A 15,683-nucleotide genomic window follows, 5' to 3' on the forward strand; every position below is an offset into this window, starting at 1 on the left:
AAATAACATGGCGGTGTATCAAGTTTTGGTTGTCGATGATTCCGCTTTTATGCGTAAAATTGTTTCAGACTTAATTGAAGCAGATTCGGAGTTTAAGGTTACGGCAACAGCATCAAATGGTAAGGAAGCTATTCAAAAAGCAATAGAGTTGAAGCCCGATGTTATCACAATGGACGTTGAGATGCCTGAAATGAATGGGTTGGACGCATTAAAATCGATCATGAAGCAATCTTTCGTTCCGGTGATTATGCTCTCGGGTATCAATGAACAAGGCATGAAGGAAACCATCATGGCTCTCGAGGCGGGTGCGTTTGACTTTATTCGTAAGCCATCGATTGTGCATGATCAGGACATTGCCCAAGTAGGTAAAGCGCTGGTTGAGCGGATGCGAGCAGCTATGGATGAAATTAAGCGAAAAGCCGATCGTGAAGCATCGATGAAGAAACGGGATGAAGCACAGAGCAAACTGTTGCAACAGTCCCAGCGAGTTCAGGTTGATCCTTCTTTACCAGATCGTAAAGGTGAATTGAAGAAAACGATAGAACCTACCCAGTCAGGAAAACGACTTGGCAGCGGACAAACTGAACCTTTAAGAGCAAAACCGAAGCCACCTACTGTCCCACTGACAAAGCAGAATGCAGAACGTATGGACAAAAAGCTGCAACCTTTACGAGATGCAAATCGGGCTTCAGATGCCTTTACTGACAAATTAGCAAAGCCAAACAAGCCAGCGCAGCCTCCCAAGGAAAACCGTTTGTCCAATATATCTCGATTGGCAGAACAGGAGACAGCGGCAGCTTCAACTGAACCATCCAAAGATGTTGCAAAGGTTATCCCGTCTCATAAGGGAGCAGGAGGACCGGAAGGATCAGTTAACAAACTTGTGGCAATTGGTTGTTCAACTGGGGGACCTAGAGCCCTCAAAACTTTGCTGGAGCAACTGCCAGGTGATTTACCTGCTCCAGTCATTATCGTACAGCATATGCCGCCGAACTTTACCCGTTCCCTTGCGCAGCGATTGAATACGTTCAGTGAACTGCATGTGGTTGAAGCTGAGGAAGGCATGGTTCTACGAAAAGGGACAGCCTATATTGCTCCAGGCGGCTTCCATGTCAAAGTCAACAAAACTGCGGATGGAAGGTTCACCATAAAGCTGACAGAGGAAGAACCAGTTAATGGACACAGGCCTTCAGTAGATACGATGTTTGAATCGCTGCTGCCGTACACATCATTGCAACGACATCTGGTTTTGCTGACAGGGATGGGCAGTGATGGCGCTCGTATGATGAAAAAATTGTATGAAGCGGGTGTCACATCAACCTTTGCAGAGAATGAAGAAACTTGTGTTGTGTATGGTATGCCGCGTTCTGCTGTAGAGCTGCAATGCGTGCGTCATCTTCTGCCCTTGCAGGAGATTGCGCCAAAACTTGTTCAAGCTGTGAAATAAACGGAGTTAACTCATGGAGGAGGTGCCTCACAATGGACATGAATCAATATTTATCTATGTTTATTGATGAGTCTAATGATCATCTGCAGTCCCTTAACGAAAATATGCTTCAACTCGAAGGCAGTCCGGAGGATTTGGGAATTGTTCAGGTCATATTCCGCTCTGCTCATACGTTGAAGGGTATGGCTGCTACAATGGGTTTTGAGGATTTGGCATCATTGACCCACAAAATGGAAAATGTGCTGGATCTGGTACGTAACGAAAAGTTGAAAATGCAGGATTTTATTTTTGATACTCTATTCAAGAGTTTGGATGCTTTGGAAACAATGGTCCAGGATATTACACAAGGTGGAGAGGGTAAAGCGGATGTCTCCTCCATCGTAGCTTCTCTCCAAGCCATTGAGAGTGGTGAATGGACGGGAGGTACTGCTCCGGTAGCAGAAGTAAATCAATCATCAGGTACAACAACATCAAGCGCGGTTGAACTCGACGAATTCCAGTACTCCGTATTGGACCAGTCCATAGCTGAAGGTCACCGTGTGCTCTATATTGAAGTTCTTGTCAGCGAGCAGAGCCAGCTGAAGGGCGTACGTGCATATATGGTCTTCGATCTGTTGGAACGCTCGGGTGAAGTGGTTAAATCGTTCCCAACCGTTCAGGATATCGAGCAAGAGAAGTTTGAGCGCAGTTTTTCGTTGTATTACATAACAACCAAAGAGGCGCAGGAACTTGAAAAAGGCATTATGAGCATCTCTGAAATTGAGAGTGCCAAGGTCATTCAGCTGGATCAAGAGACGCTTCAGCAGATGACTAATCAGGCTGCGGTAACAGCTGAAGTGGAAGCTGCACCTGTTCCTGCTCCAGTAGATGCATCCCAGGAACCGAATTCTTCATCGAAAGAAGAACCAAATAAACCGGCAGCGACTAAAACAGTTGCACCAAAACAAGCTGCTGCACCATCACGTACCATCCGCGTGGATATCGAACGTCTGGATGTACTGATGAACTTGTTCAGTGAGTTACTAATCGATCGTTCGCGTCTCGAGCAGTTGGCCAGCGAGACGGGTAACAATGATTTATCCGATACGGTAGCTCATCTGAGCAGAGTTAGTACAGATTTGCAAAATATTGTATTGAAATTGCGGATGGTTCCTGTAGATACGGTATTCAACCGTTTCCCACGTATGATTCGTGACCTGGCTAAAACACTCGACAAAAAGATCGATCTGGTCATTACGGGTGCCGAAACGGAACTTGATCGGACTGTAATCGATGAGATTGGCGATCCGCTGGTGCATTTGCTGCGTAACGCAGTTGACCATGGGGTTGAATCGATCGCAGAGCGTGTGGCAGCAGGTAAACCGGAATTGGGAACAGTTAATCTTCGGGCCTTCCATAGCGGAAATCATGTATTTATCGAAATCGAAGATGACGGTAAAGGCATTTACCGCGATAATCTTTTGAGAACAGCGGTCAAACGTGGTGTTGTTACCGAAGAACAAGGTGCCAAGATGAGCGATGATGAAGTCAACCAGCTGTTGTTTGCACCAGGCTTCAGTACCGCTGATAAAATCTCGGATATCTCCGGCCGTGGAGTAGGCTTGGATGTTGTAAAATCCAAAATCACTTCCCTTGGTGGGAATGTAACCATTCATTCGACACCAGGTAAAGGGACTAACTTCTCTGTTCAGTTACCATTGACCCTGTCTATTATCGCTGCGATGCTTGTTCGACTAGGGTCCGAGAAATATGCTGTTCCTTTGTCTTCTATTGTGGAGACAGCTATTGTCCAGCGGGAACAGGTTCGCAACATTCATGGCAATAAAATGATCACGTTCCGAGAGTCTCTAATTCCGTACCTGTCATTGAGCGAAGTTTTCGGAGTGCCTGATTTCAATGATGCGGACGAACAAGAAACTGAAATTGTAGTCATTCGGAAAGGTGAACGTCTTGCAGCTGTAGCCGTTGAAGAATTTATTGGACAGAGTGAGATAGTTCTTAAATCGATGGGGACTTATCTTCCTTCCATTGAAGGGATCTCTGGTGCAACGATTCTGGGAGATGGACAAGTAGCTCTGATTCTTGACCCTAATGCATTTATTAAATAAGCACGCAAGATAAGTCTTACATTTAATAGGGAGGTTTTTTCCATGGAAGAAGAGTTGAAAGTCATTGTCTTTAAATTAGGTTCCGAAGAGTATGGTATTGAGGTAGACAAGGTTCAGACGATCGAGCGTATGATGCCTATCACCCGTGTTCCGAAGACCTTCTCTTTTGTAAAAGGAGTTATTAACTTACGTGGTGTCGTTATTCCCGTCATTGATCTGCGTGGTCGCTTCGCTTTGCCGGAAACAGAATATACGGATCAAACCCGTATTGTCATTGTAGGTGTGGACGATATGCAAGTTGGCTTTATCGTTGATTCTGCAAATGATGTTATTGACATCAAACGAGATGCTATCGATAGTCCGCCTGAAGTGGTTGGTGGAGTCAAAGCAAGATACCTGCGCGGTGTAGCCAAGCTGGAGGATGCGCGCTTGTTGATAATGCTTAACCTGAACGAAGTATTAAATAAAAGCGAGATTGTACAGCTGGAAAGTATTGAGGGCTAACACCGTGGAGCTGTTCAACCGATTTGAGGGTTTCCAAATGGATGTACTCAAAGAGGTCGGTAACATTGGAGCAGGCAACGCCGCAACGGCGTTGTCTCAGCTTCTCAATAGACCGATTGACATGGGTGTACCCACAGTACAGATGCTTCCTTTTGAAGAAGTTGCTGAAAAAGTTGGCGGAGATGAACGTATTGTTGTGACTGTATTTCTTCGTGTTGAAGGCGAAGCACCAGGCAATCTGTTCTTCATGATGACGCCTGAGGCTGCCAAGATGCTGCTGAACCGGCTTGCCGGTTTTGATCTGAAGGAAGGTCTTGCATTCACGGAGATGGAACAATCGGCTCTGTCCGAAATCGGGAATATTTTGGCGGGTTCATACCTTTCTTCTTTGGCAGATTTCACAAAACTATCTATGTATCCAACCGTTCCTGGACTTGCTATTGATATGGCAGGAGCCATTTTGAGTTATGGTCTGTTGCAGTTTGGTGAAATGGGAGACGATGCATTATTGATTGACACATCTTTCTTTGAAGGTGAAGATCAGGTAGAGGGGCAATTTTTCCTGATTCCCGACCCGCCATCATTTGCTAAGATATTTGAATCTCTAGGGGTGCCACTGGATCATGATTGAGGACAAAAGCGTCGTTAAAGTCGGTATGGCGGATTTGAACATTGCTCATCTTCCCGGCGTAATCCGTACGACTGGCTTGGGCTCTTGTGTGGGATTAACAATGTATGATCCTCATCTGAAGCTTGCCGGAATGGCGCATGTCATGCTCCCCACTTCAGAGATTGCTCGTGAAGGAACTTTGAACAAAGCCAAATATGCAGATACCGCATTGCCGGAATTGTTACAAAGAATGATACAACTCGGTGCATCTCGTTCACGTATTGTGTCCAAAATGGCTGGAGGGTCTCAGATGTTTGCCTTCGCGGGAGCAGGGGATACGATGCGTATCGGACCGAGGAATGCGGATTCTTGTCGGGAATGGTTAGAAAAGCTTGGAATTCCACTCCTTGCCGAAGATACAGGTGGGAATTATGGACGAACGATTGAAATGGACTGTGAAACTGGACTTTTGACTATTCGAAGTGTCCAAATGGGTGTAAAGGAACTATAAGACATGATAGGAAACTACCGCATTAATCTTGGAGCAGGCATAGTCGGATTTATTCTGACTTTTTTTGTAGCATACAGCAGCAATGTGTTGATGACCAGTTTAATACGCGGGTTGATCGGCTTTGTAGCCTGGTTTGTCCTTGCTTATGGTTTACGCTGGGGACTGGGATTGCTGCTGAACCCTTCATCAGAGGGAAATGGGTATGGTTATGATTCACCGGGCGCTCAAGAACTAAGAGGTTCACAGGTGGACATTAAACTCGAAGACGATGGACAAGAGCTGAATGACTTGCTCAAACATGGACAGAACGCCTCCTCTGGGGAGAACCTTCCACCATCTGAGACGAAAGCTCCAACGGGATTTGCCCCTTTGGATCCGCCTAAACTTGTCCGGACCAAGGATCCGGAGGAGTTGGCGCAGGCCGTTCGTCACCTGACAGACAAATAAGGAGGGTGAAAGCAATTGAACGAGCGTAAAGCTTCACATCTGAACCACGCTGACTTGTGGGAAAAGTGGAAAGAACAAGGTGACCTTGAAGCCAAGAAAAGTTTGATCGAAAAGTACCTTCATATTGTAAACTATGTATCCGGACGTTTGGCTGTGGGTCTGCCCAAAAATGTTCCGAAAGATGATCTGGAAAGCAATGGAGTCATGGGATTAATTGATGCGTTGGAGAAATTTGACTATGAACGTGGTCTTCAATTTGAGACGTACGCATCCTGGCGGGTGCGCGGTGCCATTCTGGATGGTTTACGTCAGGGAGATTGGGTTCCTCGTTCCGTGCGGGAGAAAGCTAAGCGGATTGAAGATGCTTACCAACAGCTAGAGCAGACATATTTACGCTCCGTAAGTGATGAAGAAATGAGTCAGTATCTCGACGTGTCTACGAAAGACTTTCAACATATGCTTCAGGAAGTGGCAGTGATGTCGCTGTGCTCTCTGGAAGATCCAATCCGGGAAGAAGAGTCCGAGACTCGACTTTCATTAATGGTCGATGAAAAAGCCAAAAACCCGGATTACAAAGTAAATGAATTCTACTTAAAAGAAGCTTTAGTGCAAGGGCTAGAAAAATTGACGGTCAAAGAGAGAACGGTAGTTTCACTTTTATACTATGAAGATCTGTCTCTTAGTGAAATTGCTGAGGTAATGTCGCTTTCCCCGTCACGTATCTCGCAGCTGCACTCAAAGGCCATCTTACGGTTACGTGGAACACTGGATAAACAGAAAGACTTGCTTATGCGCAAAGATTAATTAATATATGAATATAGAGCTTTAACATTGGATATTGGGGAGTGGAAAGTCTAAAGGGGGAAGAAATGCATTGACACAGCAAACTGTTTTGGAACAGTGTTTGAGCATTGTTTTATCAGATGATAAAAGTACGGCCTACCTTGAATTTTCCAAACAGGATGAAGGTTTTGCCTGTACACCGGACGAACTCGAAAAATATTTAGCGAGTCAGGGTATTAAGTATGGTGTGCTGCGCGAAGCATTGCTTGTTTTTGTGAATCATCCTGAGACGTATGTGAAGGATCGATACAAGATTGCCGAAGGGATCAAACCAGTACCGGGAACGGATGGATTTATTAAAGTGCTGGTGGGCATGGACGATTCCAATGAACGCCGCCCTCTGGAGGCCGAGGATGGAAAAGTTGACTACAAAGAAGTGACTCGCTTAAACAATGTTCGAACAGGTCAAATCATTGCCGAACGAATTCCTCCTGTGGATGGCACGGTGGGAAGGGCTGTAACAGGTGAAGAAATACCATTTCGACCAGGGAAAGAAGCACGCTTCAAAGTGGGGAAAAATGTTGTTGTTAACCCTGATGGATCAGCGATGTATGCCGCTCTGGATGGATTGGTTACCAAAACAGATGGCAACAAACTGAATGTGTTTCCGGTATACGAGATTAATGGCGATGTGGATTATAACACCGGTAACATCGATTTTGTGGGTACGGTTGTCATTCGTGGCAATGTGCTTACCGGATTTAAAGTAAAAGCGGCGGGGGATATACGTGTCGTCGGAGGGGTCGAGGGAGCTGAACTGGAAGCAGGTGGCTCTGTCGAAATTACCGGCGGTATTATTGGTTATAACAAAGGGCTTATACAAGCCGGACATAACGTGAAATGTACGTTTATTCAAGAAGGTAACGTCGATGCGGCTGAAAACGTCCTGGTATCCCAAAGTATTATGCATTCCACGATTCGAGCAGGTCATGCGGTGATCTGTGAAGGCACTAAAGGACTTATCGTTGGCGGGTCGATCCAGGCTGGTGAAAACGTCTCGGCACGTGTTGTTGGCAACACCATGTCTACTGTGACTTCCATTGAAGTAGGCGTACTGCCTAAGCTCCGTAATGAGTTGAGTGACTTGCGTAAGGAAGTCAGGGAGCAGATGGATGCTTTGGATAAGACGAAAAAAGCTTTGACATTATTGGATCAGTTAGCTGCTGCAGGCCAACTGAGCCCGGATAAAATGTCCATGCGGATCAAACTAAGTGCTACACAAAAATCTGCCCTTCGTCTTAGCGAGGAAACGAAAACACGTATCTTTGAAATTGAGAAGGTACTTGAAGATACAAGCAGGGCTCGCGTCGATATTCATAAGATGATTTACGGTGGCTCTAAAATAGTTATCGGCAGATACACCAAATTTATTAAAGATCCGATAAGTCGAATTTCTTTTTATTATCATGATGGGGATATTACGATGGTTCCATTCGTTTAAGTACAGCATTCAGGCACATGAAGAAATCCATTCGATACCGTGAGGTGAGCGTATGAGTTTCAAAGCGGTTGAGCTGCAGATTGCCGTACCTAGAACAAGTGAGGCGGGGCGTTATCAGAGTGAAGCCCAGCAGAGACCGGTCATTGATCAGAACTTGCTGGCGGAACAAACGGCCAAAGAAGCAAATGAAGCAAGGCAACGAAGCGAGGCCTTGGATGAAACAGCGCATACAGATATTCGTGATGGCCAATCTAGAAACAAAGAGCAGCAGAGTGGCTCCAACGAACCTGAAGCTACTTCGGCCCTGGAACCTGCCAAACCTGCTGAGCATCCATACAAAGGTAAACATATTGACCTGTCGTTGTAATGGATAACATGTGACTCACGTGTAGTCTTGAACCTCGATGGCTGCATTAAAAGGAGAGAACCCAATTTGTCACCATGGATCATTATTGTCATATTAGGAGCCTGCGCAATTGCATATGCGCTTATCATGCCCAAGAAAAACAAGGTGCAGGAGCCTGGGCATCACCTGGTGCAAGAGATGGAATCTACGCTTGAACACTATATGGCTGAGATAGAAAACGACAATGATGCTCTTATTCAGCGTGTTGCTGAAATGAAGGGTGAGGCGACGGCGGCAGATCAGCGCATGCAATCACAGCTTCAGGAATTACAGCGGAGGCTGGATCAACTGGAAGAAAGTAAAGCGACACAAACAGATGTACCCTCCAATATAATTCCGGTACATAGCTCAAGCGGATTGCAAGCTCAGGCGCTTGTAGACAGTGTAAGAGCAGATTCGGCCCAACAGGTGTCAGAAGCAGACGAGCAGGCCGCTGAACAAGAATCTAAGCCTGTACGTGAATCCATTAAGGACCGATATGCAGAGCTGTTTAATTTATATGCTGAAGGAAAGTCAGTGGATGCCATTGCCAAGCAGACGGGCATACAACGTGGAGAAGTGCAGCTGATTTTACAGTTGGCAGAACGGGAGGAGAGCTAACAGATGGACAAGCGCTCCTTATGGATTGGACTTGGAAGTGGCATGATTGTTGGTGCGGTATTGCTGCAGCTTGCAACGGTTGGACAAAACGCACTGTCTGAGAGTAATCTCGACCCTGAACTGGCTACAGCCAACCTGACGATGGAACAGCTTGAAGCAGCCGCTAAGAGCATGGATATGAAGCTTGTAGCTTCTGATGATGAGCTGTATACAGAAGCTGAGTGGGTAGCGAAGAAGAAACAGGAAAGCAGTGAACTGCAGGGGAAAACGGCAACGGCACCTGAAGCGGCAGAATCGGCTGTGAAACCGGAGCAACCTGACGATCCAAAGCAACCTGATACCAATGAAAACGACAAACAGGACGAAGTAGATCAGCCAAAGACGACCGAACCGTCAACGCCTAATCGTCCAGAAGCTGCGGCTACTGTATCGTTCAAAGTACGTTCAGGCAACAGTCTGGCCATCGTGGCCGGGAATCTGGAGAAAGCCGGGATTGTCGATAGTGCACAAGCTTTCATAAAGGCTGGAAGAGCAGAGCGGATTAACACCAAAATACAGGTTGGTACCTATGACTTGGAAAAAGGCGAAAGCTTCAAATCTATTATCGCCAAGATTACAAAAGAACCGTCAAACTGAGTACGCTCAGGCAGGGCGGTTTTTTCGTATAAATAATGACAAGTTTTGTCTCGCTATGATGGATCAATAAATTGCTTTGAAAGACTGTTGCATCAGGCAATCAGTTATGCTATATTAGATAACGGTGTTAAAACACACGCATGTGCTAATTTTGTTGAGGGTGCTTTCCTGATGGAGAGTCTTGGCGAAAAATGATGCCGGCGGAGGACACAATAAAACCATATTAGGAGGTGTGTGAAGATGGCAGTAATCTCCATGAAGCAGCTTCTCGAAGCTGGGGTACACTTCGGTCACCAAACTCGTCGTTGGAACCCAAAAATGGATCGTTATATCTTCACTGAAAGAAACGGAATTTATATCATTGACTTGCAAAAGACAGTGAAAAAAGTCGAAGAGGCTTACAACTTCGTTAAAGGAATCGCAGGAGAGAATGGTACAATTCTTTTCGTGGGTACTAAGAAACAAGCTCAAGATTCCGTTAAAGAAGAAGCTGAACGCGCTGGTCAATTCTACATTAACCAACGTTGGCTCGGCGGTACCCTGACTAACTTCTCAACTATTCAAAAACGTATTGATCGTTTGAAACAGTTGGAAGCTTGGGAAGAAGACGGTACTTTCGCTGTATTGCCTAAAAAAGAAGTAATCTTGCTTCGCAAAGAGAAAGATCGTCTGGAGAAATTCCTCGGCGGTATTAAAAATATGAAAGGCCTGCCAAGCGCCCTGTTCATCATCGATCCGCGCAAAGAGCGTATCGCTGTTGCGGAAGCTCGCAAATTGGGTATCCCAATTGTAGGTATCGTTGATACAAACTGCGATCCGGATGAGATCGATTATGTAATTCCGGGTAACGACGACGCAATTCGCGCCGTTAAGCTGTTGACAGGTAAAATGGCTGATGCCGTTATCGAAGCTAACCAAGGCGAAGAAACTTCCGCTTAATAGATTCGAACATATCTAATGAATTAAATGAAAAGGGTGGTTGGTAGGTGGATAACCTCTCACTGCCCTTTTTTTAGAGTGTACGTACAATTACTTATTTTTGGAGGGAATTAATAATGGCAGTTAATGCGAGTGCAGTAAAAGAACTCCGTGAAAAAACGGGCGCAGGTATGCTCGATTGTAAAAAAGCACTGGAAGAAGCAAACGGTGACATCACGAAAGCAGCTGAATTGCTTCGTGAAAAAGGTCTGTCAGCAGCAGCAAGCAAAGCTGGCCGTGCAGCAACTGAAGGTGTTGTAGAATCTTATATCCACGCTGGTGGCCGTATTGGTGTGCTGGTAGAGGTTAACTGTGAAACTGACTTTGTTGGTAAAACAGATCAATTCAAAGATTTCGTTAAGGACATCGCTATGCAAATTGCGGCAGCGAGCCCGAAATTTGTAACTCGCGAAGAAGTTCCTACAGAAGAGCTGGAAAAAGAGAAAGAAATCCTGAAAGCTCAAGCTCTGAACGAAGGCAAACCAGAAAAAATCGTTGAGAAAATGGTTGAAGGCCGTATCGGTAAATATTACGAAGAATTCTGCCTGTTGGAGCAAACCTTTGTTAAAGATCCAGACAAAACGATCTCCCAACTGTTGAACGAAAAAATTAGCCAAATCGGTGAAAACATCTCCATCCGTCGTTTCGTTCGTTACGAACTGGGTGAAGGTCTTGAGAAAAAAGTAGACAACTTCGTAGAAGAAGTTATGTCCCAAGTAAACAAATAAGACGGTTTTCAAACCGGCAAGCAGAAATGATTTTCGAAGATATAAGAATGATGAAACTTCGAAGCGCTACTCCCTTATATCCCAGGAAAACAATGCCTTACCGGTTGAACGTTTTTCCTAAAAGAGCGGAACACAACTGTGTTCCTTTCTTTTTAAGCAGGAGGCCATGCGCGAGAAGTTTTGTTGATTGAACGCCGAAGGTGTTCAATTCAAAGTGGAGGGTGAATAATTGGAACAGCCAGTATTTAAACGTGTTGTCTTAAAGGTCAGCGGAGAGTCTCTTTCCGGTCAAAATGGCTACGGTATTGATGCAGAGACGATCTCGTCGATTGCCCAGCAAGTAAAAGAAGTAGTTGAACTAGGTGTACAGGTTGCCATCGTATGCGGCGGCGGAAACATCTGGCGTGGAATTGCCGGTAGCGAGAACGGCATCGACAGAGCGACTGCGGATTATATGGGGATGCTGGCGACGGTTATGAACTCGCTCGCACTGCAAGATGCATTGGAACAGATTGAAGTACCTACTCGCGTACAGACATCGATTGCTATGCAGCAAATTGCAGAGCCTTATATTCGTCGTAGAGCTATTCGTCATCTGGAGAAAGGCCGGGTCGTTATTTTTGCAGCAGGTACAGGTAACCCGTTCTTCTCCACCGATACAACAGCAGCACTGCGCGCAGCAGAGATCGAAGCAGAAGTCATCTTGATGGCCAAAAATAAAGTGGATGGTGTATACTCAGCAGATCCGTTTAAAGACAGCACCGCTGTCAAGTTTGATCAGTTGACTTACATGGATATACTTAACAAAGATCTTGGTGTAATGGACTCAACGGCGTCCTCGCTGTGTAAGGACAACAACATTCCGTTGATCGTATTTGCCATTACGGAACAAGGTAACATCAAACGTGTTGTTCTTGGTGAACGCATCGGGACAATCGTTAAAGGGAGTGTAGATTAATGCCACAAGCGGTTAAAAAACATGCCGAAGAACGTATGGATAAAGCGATTCAAGCGTTACGACGTGATCTTGCCACTTTGCGTGCAGGTCGTGCAACTCCGGCTCTTCTCGACCGGATTCAAGTGGAGTATTACGGTGCAATGACTCCGCTCAACCAATTGGCTAATATCAGTACACCGGATTCCCGGACACTGCTGATCCAGCCGTGGGATAAATCCTCCATGGGGGACATTGAGCGTGCTATTATGAAATCCGATCTTGGTCTTACGCCAGCGAACGACGGAACTATGATTCGTCTGTCCATTCCAGCACTTACGGAAGAACGCAGACAAGAACTTGTGAAGTTGACGAAAAAGTTTGGTGAAGAAGGCAAAGTAGCCATTCGTAATATTCGCCGTGATGCGAATGATGATATTAAAAAAATGGAGAAGTCAGACATTTCCGAGGACGAGTCCCGGAGACATCAAGACGACATCCAAAAATCGACCGACAAGTTTATTGCTGAAGTCGATAAGGTACTCGCTGCCAAAGAAAAAGAAATCATGGAAGTGTAAGACAAGCGCAGCCCCTCCAATACGGTGGGGTTTTGTCTCTTTTTCCAAGCTTCAGGTGAAGAAACTTCAGGGATTTTGGAGGAACAGGAATGATCAAACGGGTTCGGTCGTGGTGGAATGGGGCTGACAAGCAGGAAACGCTGACTATATCCGAGGATAATATCCCGCAGCACGTCGCCATCATTATGGACGGCAATGGACGATGGGCGAAACGTTTGGGTCTCCCACGAATAGCTGGCCACCAGAATGGGATGAAGGCGGTCAAACGTGCGACCATCGCGGCGGATGAACTGGGCATCAAATATCTGACGATGTACGCTTTTTCGACAGAAAACTGGACGCGTCCAAAAGAAGAAGTGGATTTTCTGATGCGGCTTCCGCAAGAATTTTTGGCGATAGAGCTGGATGAGCTTATAGAAAAAAATGTACGCATCCGTATGATGGGCCAGGAGGAGCACTTGCCTTCCCATACCATTAATGCTTTGCGTGAAGCTATTCGTCTTACGGAACATAACACAGGACTTGTTTTGAATTTTGCAATGAACTACGGAAGTCGTCGCGAAATGACAGACTGTGTCAAACAGATCGCTCTGCAGGTAAAGTCGGGGGAATTATCGGCAGACGACATTACGCCTGAACTCATTGACAGACATATGCTCACTGGAGATATGCCTGATCCGGATTTGCTGATCCGGACGAGCGGAGAGTTGAGATTAAGCAATTTCATGCTTTGGCAGCTTGCATATAGCGAATTATGGTTTACGGATATATACTGGCCCGAATTTGGCAAAAAGCATTTGCTTGAAGCAGTAGCCGAATATCAGCGCAGAACAAGGCGTTACGGCGGTTTGAAATAGATGGAGGATGAAGCCGTTGAAACAGCGATTAACGACAGGAATCATAGCAGGTGTGTTGTTTTTGGGTTTTTGCATGCTGGGCGGACCCTGGTACCATGGTTTGGTATTGCTTATGGCTCTCATCGGTTATTATGAATTTGTGAAAATGACCGGGGTACAGCCTTTTTCAGGTGTAGCCCTAATCGGTTATGCAGGTATCTTTGCAATTGTGTTTCCTTGGGAAATGGTATGGGAAGCCAGGCCGCTAACGTTATTCCAGATTGGCTGGCTTGTGATGCTTGTATTAATGACGGCGTCTGTTGTAACTAAAAACAAGATTCCTGTGAATACAGTCGCCATGCTCTTTCTGGGAGTAATGTATATTGGAATCGGTTTTTATTACATCGCGGAATCCAGACACTTGCATCATGGGCTGTTCTGGACGTTCCTGCTTCTGGGCTCCATATGGGCAAGTGATGCAGGTGCCTATTTTGTAGGGAAACTTATCGGGAAGAACAAACTTTGGCCTTCGATCAGTCCTAACAAAACGGTGGAGGGTGCGCTGGGTGGTATTATAATCGCAGTAGTCACTTCTGTTGTTTTTGCATGGGTGTCAGACGGCTTGTTGTCTTGGCAAAGAGCGATCTGGATTGGGGTTGCATGTGCGGTTGTAGGACAGATGGGAGATTTGATTCAATCTGCTTACAAACGTGTGTATAACATCAAAGATTCCGGTAATTTGCTCCCGGGGCATGGTGGTATTCTGGATCGGTGCGACAGCTGGATTGTCGTTTTTCCATTCGTACATATACTAATGCTTCTGCCCTATTAAAAATGAGCACAAGCCACATGACGAACGATTTGTCATAGGCATTGGATAAATAAAGATGAGGTGCAGCATGAAAAAAATTGCGATTCTCGGGTCAACCGGTTCCATTGGAACCCAGACACTGGATGTAGTCGATATGCATCCCGAACGCTTTCAAGTAGAGGGACTTGCTGCTGGGGGCAATATAGAACTGCTGATAGAGCAAGCGAAGCGTTATCGCCCAAAAAAGGTATCGGTTGGCTCAAAAGAGTTAGCAGAGACCGTAGCTCCGCACTTGCCTGCCGAAACGCAGCTTTTTTATGGCAAAGAAGGACTGGTGGAAGTCGCTGCCGGCACGGATGCAGATACGGTTGTTACTGCCGTAATGGGAAGTGTTGGGCTTGAGTCGACCCTGGCTGCTATTGATGCAGGCAAACAGATCGGGCTGGCTAACAAGGAGACGCTAATTACAGCGGGACACATTGTTACTGCCAGAGCAGTTGCGAAAGGGGTACCGATTCTGCCTGTGGATAGTGAGCACTCAGCTATCTTCCAATGCTTGAATGGAGAACCCCGTGAACGTGTGATGGGAATTACGCTAACTGCCTCTGGAGGATCATTCCGTGATTTGACTCGTGAACAGCTGAAGGAAGTTACCGTAGAAGATGCGCTCAAACATCCGAATTGGTCCATGGGCTCGAAGATCACGATAGACTCGGCGACGATGGTAAATAAAGGTCTGGAAGTTATTGAAGCGCATTGGCTTTTTGGTCTAAGTTATGATCAGATTGATGTGCTGCTTCACCCGGAGAGCATCATTCATTCCTACGTGGAGTTCAATGATACGAGCATTATTGCACAGCTTGGCAATCCGGACATGCGCGTTCCGATTCAGTACGCATTGACCTATCCAGACCGCTTGCCATCACCTGCACAACGTCTATCCCTAGCACAAGCGGGCAAGCTGCATTTCCGTGAGATGGATATGGAACGGTTCCCTTGTTTAAGAATGGCATACGAGTGTGGTAAAATGGGGGGAACCGCAACAACGGCGTTTAATGCAGCCAATGAGGTTGCCGTAGCACGTTTCTTGCGTAAAGAGATTTCGTTCCTTAAAATAGAGGATATTATTGCTTCTGTGCTGGATGCGCACCGCAATGTGGACGAGCCTGATCTGGAGGAAATCGCAAGATGTGATCAGGAAAGCCGTCAACTTGCGTTCAGTCTGTAATCTCTTTTTTCAAGATAAAATGGAAGAAGTGATTCTC

General features: G+C 45.9%; 18 protein-coding genes. All 18 read left to right on the forward strand.

The features are described from left to right. Positions 1 to 7 precede the first annotated feature (7 nt). Positions 8 to 1,447: a chemotaxis response regulator protein-glutamate methylesterase gene (locus tag MKY42_RS12080; protein ID WP_090895997.1), complete on the forward strand. Its 1,440-nt coding sequence runs from the start codon at positions 8 to 10 to the stop codon at positions 1,445 to 1,447. A gap of 32 nt (positions 1,448 to 1,479) precedes the next feature. Further along, the gene (locus MKY42_RS12085) at positions 1,480 to 3,555 is read left to right on the forward strand and encodes a chemotaxis protein CheA (protein WP_179265160.1); all 2,076 of its coding nucleotides are present in this window, start codon (positions 1,480 to 1,482) and stop codon (positions 3,553 to 3,555) included. 42 nt (positions 3,556 to 3,597) lie between these two features. Then, the gene (locus MKY42_RS12090) at positions 3,598 to 4,059 is read left to right on the forward strand and encodes a chemotaxis protein CheW (protein WP_090896000.1); all 462 of its coding nucleotides are present in this window, start codon (positions 3,598 to 3,600) and stop codon (positions 4,057 to 4,059) included. A 37-nt stretch (positions 4,060 to 4,096) separates the two neighbouring features. After that, a complete protein-coding gene (locus tag MKY42_RS12095; protein ID WP_090902137.1) occupies positions 4,097 to 4,690 on the forward strand; it encodes a chemotaxis protein CheC in 594 nt (197 codons plus the stop codon). Next, entirely contained in the window at positions 4,683 to 5,180 is a 498-nt protein-coding gene (locus tag MKY42_RS12100; protein WP_063566391.1) for a chemotaxis protein CheD, read from the forward strand. The genes MKY42_RS12095 and MKY42_RS12100 overlap by 8 nt, the downstream gene beginning before the upstream one ends. Before the next feature lie 3 nt (positions 5,181 to 5,183). Beyond that, positions 5,184 to 5,627, forward strand: a complete 444-nt coding sequence (locus MKY42_RS12105; protein WP_064639054.1) for a hypothetical protein — start codon at positions 5,184 to 5,186, stop codon at positions 5,625 to 5,627. 15 nt (positions 5,628 to 5,642) lie between these two features. After that, positions 5,643 to 6,431: a FliA/WhiG family RNA polymerase sigma factor gene (locus MKY42_RS12110; RefSeq protein ID WP_072732409.1), complete on the forward strand. Its 789-nt coding sequence runs from the start codon at positions 5,643 to 5,645 to the stop codon at positions 6,429 to 6,431. 70 nt (positions 6,432 to 6,501) lie between these two features. Beyond that, positions 6,502 to 7,911: a FapA family protein gene (locus MKY42_RS12115; protein WP_090896002.1), complete on the forward strand. Its 1,410-nt coding sequence runs from the start codon at positions 6,502 to 6,504 to the stop codon at positions 7,909 to 7,911. A gap of 52 nt (positions 7,912 to 7,963) precedes the next feature. After that, positions 7,964 to 8,278: a hypothetical protein gene (locus MKY42_RS12120; RefSeq protein ID WP_179265159.1), complete on the forward strand. Its 315-nt coding sequence runs from the start codon at positions 7,964 to 7,966 to the stop codon at positions 8,276 to 8,278. A 66-nt stretch (positions 8,279 to 8,344) separates the two neighbouring features. Next, positions 8,345 to 8,917: a hypothetical protein gene (locus MKY42_RS12125; protein ID WP_179265158.1), complete on the forward strand. Its 573-nt coding sequence runs from the start codon at positions 8,345 to 8,347 to the stop codon at positions 8,915 to 8,917. A gap of 3 nt (positions 8,918 to 8,920) precedes the next feature. After that, the gene (locus tag MKY42_RS12130; protein WP_090896009.1) at positions 8,921 to 9,553 is read left to right on the forward strand and encodes an endolytic transglycosylase MltG; all 633 of its coding nucleotides are present in this window, start codon (positions 8,921 to 8,923) and stop codon (positions 9,551 to 9,553) included. Positions 9,554 to 9,793: 240 nt separating this feature from the next. Then, positions 9,794 to 10,492 (forward strand): 30S ribosomal protein S2, encoded by a 699-nt coding sequence (rpsB, locus tag MKY42_RS12135; protein ID WP_024630243.1) that lies wholly within the window; start codon positions 9,794 to 9,796, stop codon positions 10,490 to 10,492. Between the two features lie 116 nt (positions 10,493 to 10,608). Continuing rightward, complete coding sequence (gene tsf, locus MKY42_RS12140) at positions 10,609 to 11,259, forward strand: translation elongation factor Ts (RefSeq protein WP_062326078.1); 651 nt, start codon at positions 10,609 to 10,611, stop codon at positions 11,257 to 11,259. Positions 11,260 to 11,488: 229 nt separating this feature from the next. After that, positions 11,489 to 12,217, forward strand: coding sequence for a UMP kinase (pyrH, locus tag MKY42_RS12145; RefSeq protein ID WP_024630245.1), 729 nt, complete (start codon positions 11,489 to 11,491; stop codon positions 12,215 to 12,217). Further along, positions 12,217 to 12,771, forward strand: a complete 555-nt coding sequence (frr, locus tag MKY42_RS12150) for a ribosome recycling factor (RefSeq protein WP_090896011.1) — start codon at positions 12,217 to 12,219, stop codon at positions 12,769 to 12,771. The genes pyrH and frr overlap by 1 nt, the downstream gene beginning before the upstream one ends. An 89-nt stretch (positions 12,772 to 12,860) precedes the next feature. Beyond that, entirely contained in the window at positions 12,861 to 13,628 is a 768-nt protein-coding gene (locus tag MKY42_RS12155) for an isoprenyl transferase (RefSeq protein WP_063566384.1), read from the forward strand. Between the two features lie 16 nt (positions 13,629 to 13,644). Then, positions 13,645 to 14,439, forward strand: a complete 795-nt coding sequence (locus MKY42_RS12160) for a phosphatidate cytidylyltransferase (RefSeq protein WP_090896013.1) — start codon at positions 13,645 to 13,647, stop codon at positions 14,437 to 14,439. A gap of 67 nt (positions 14,440 to 14,506) precedes the next feature. Further along, positions 14,507 to 15,646 carry a 1-deoxy-D-xylulose-5-phosphate reductoisomerase gene (locus MKY42_RS12165; RefSeq protein ID WP_090896015.1) on the forward strand — a complete coding sequence of 380 codons (1,140 nt, stop codon included), beginning with the start codon at positions 14,507 to 14,509 and terminating at the stop codon, positions 15,644 to 15,646. The last annotated feature ends 37 nt before the right edge of the window (positions 15,647 to 15,683 follow it).

Source organism: Paenibacillus sp. FSL W7-1088 (assembly GCF_037969855.1).
Lineage (GTDB): Bacteria > Bacillota > Bacilli > Paenibacillales > Paenibacillaceae > Paenibacillus.

Bases quoted from the DNA above. Each gene is read 5' to 3' on its own strand.
- MKY42_RS12080 (WP_090895997.1), top strand. From the start codon at position 8: ATGGCGGTGTATCAAGTTTTGGTTGTCGATGATTCCGCTTTTATGCGT.
- MKY42_RS12085 (WP_179265160.1), top strand. From the start codon at position 1,480: ATGGACATGAATCAATATTTATCTATGTTTATTGATGAGTCTAATGAT.
- MKY42_RS12090 (WP_090896000.1), top strand. From the start codon at position 3,598: ATGGAAGAAGAGTTGAAAGTCATTGTCTTTAAATTAGGTTCCGAAGAG.
- MKY42_RS12095 (WP_090902137.1), top strand. From the start codon at position 4,097: ATGGATGTACTCAAAGAGGTCGGTAACATTGGAGCAGGCAACGCCGCA.
- MKY42_RS12100 (WP_063566391.1), top strand. From the start codon at position 4,683: ATGATTGAGGACAAAAGCGTCGTTAAAGTCGGTATGGCGGATTTGAAC.
- MKY42_RS12105 (WP_064639054.1), top strand. From the start codon at position 5,184: ATGATAGGAAACTACCGCATTAATCTTGGAGCAGGCATAGTCGGATTT.
- MKY42_RS12120 (WP_179265159.1), top strand. From the start codon at position 7,964: ATGAGTTTCAAAGCGGTTGAGCTGCAGATTGCCGTACCTAGAACAAGT.
- MKY42_RS12130 (WP_090896009.1), top strand. From the start codon at position 8,921: ATGGACAAGCGCTCCTTATGGATTGGACTTGGAAGTGGCATGATTGTT.
- rpsB (WP_024630243.1), top strand. From the start codon at position 9,794: ATGGCAGTAATCTCCATGAAGCAGCTTCTCGAAGCTGGGGTACACTTC.
- tsf (WP_062326078.1), top strand. From the start codon at position 10,609: ATGGCAGTTAATGCGAGTGCAGTAAAAGAACTCCGTGAAAAAACGGGC.
- frr (WP_090896011.1), top strand. From the start codon at position 12,217: ATGCCACAAGCGGTTAAAAAACATGCCGAAGAACGTATGGATAAAGCG.
- MKY42_RS12155 (WP_063566384.1), top strand. From the start codon at position 12,861: ATGATCAAACGGGTTCGGTCGTGGTGGAATGGGGCTGACAAGCAGGAA.
- MKY42_RS12165 (WP_090896015.1), top strand. From the start codon at position 14,507: ATGAAAAAAATTGCGATTCTCGGGTCAACCGGTTCCATTGGAACCCAG.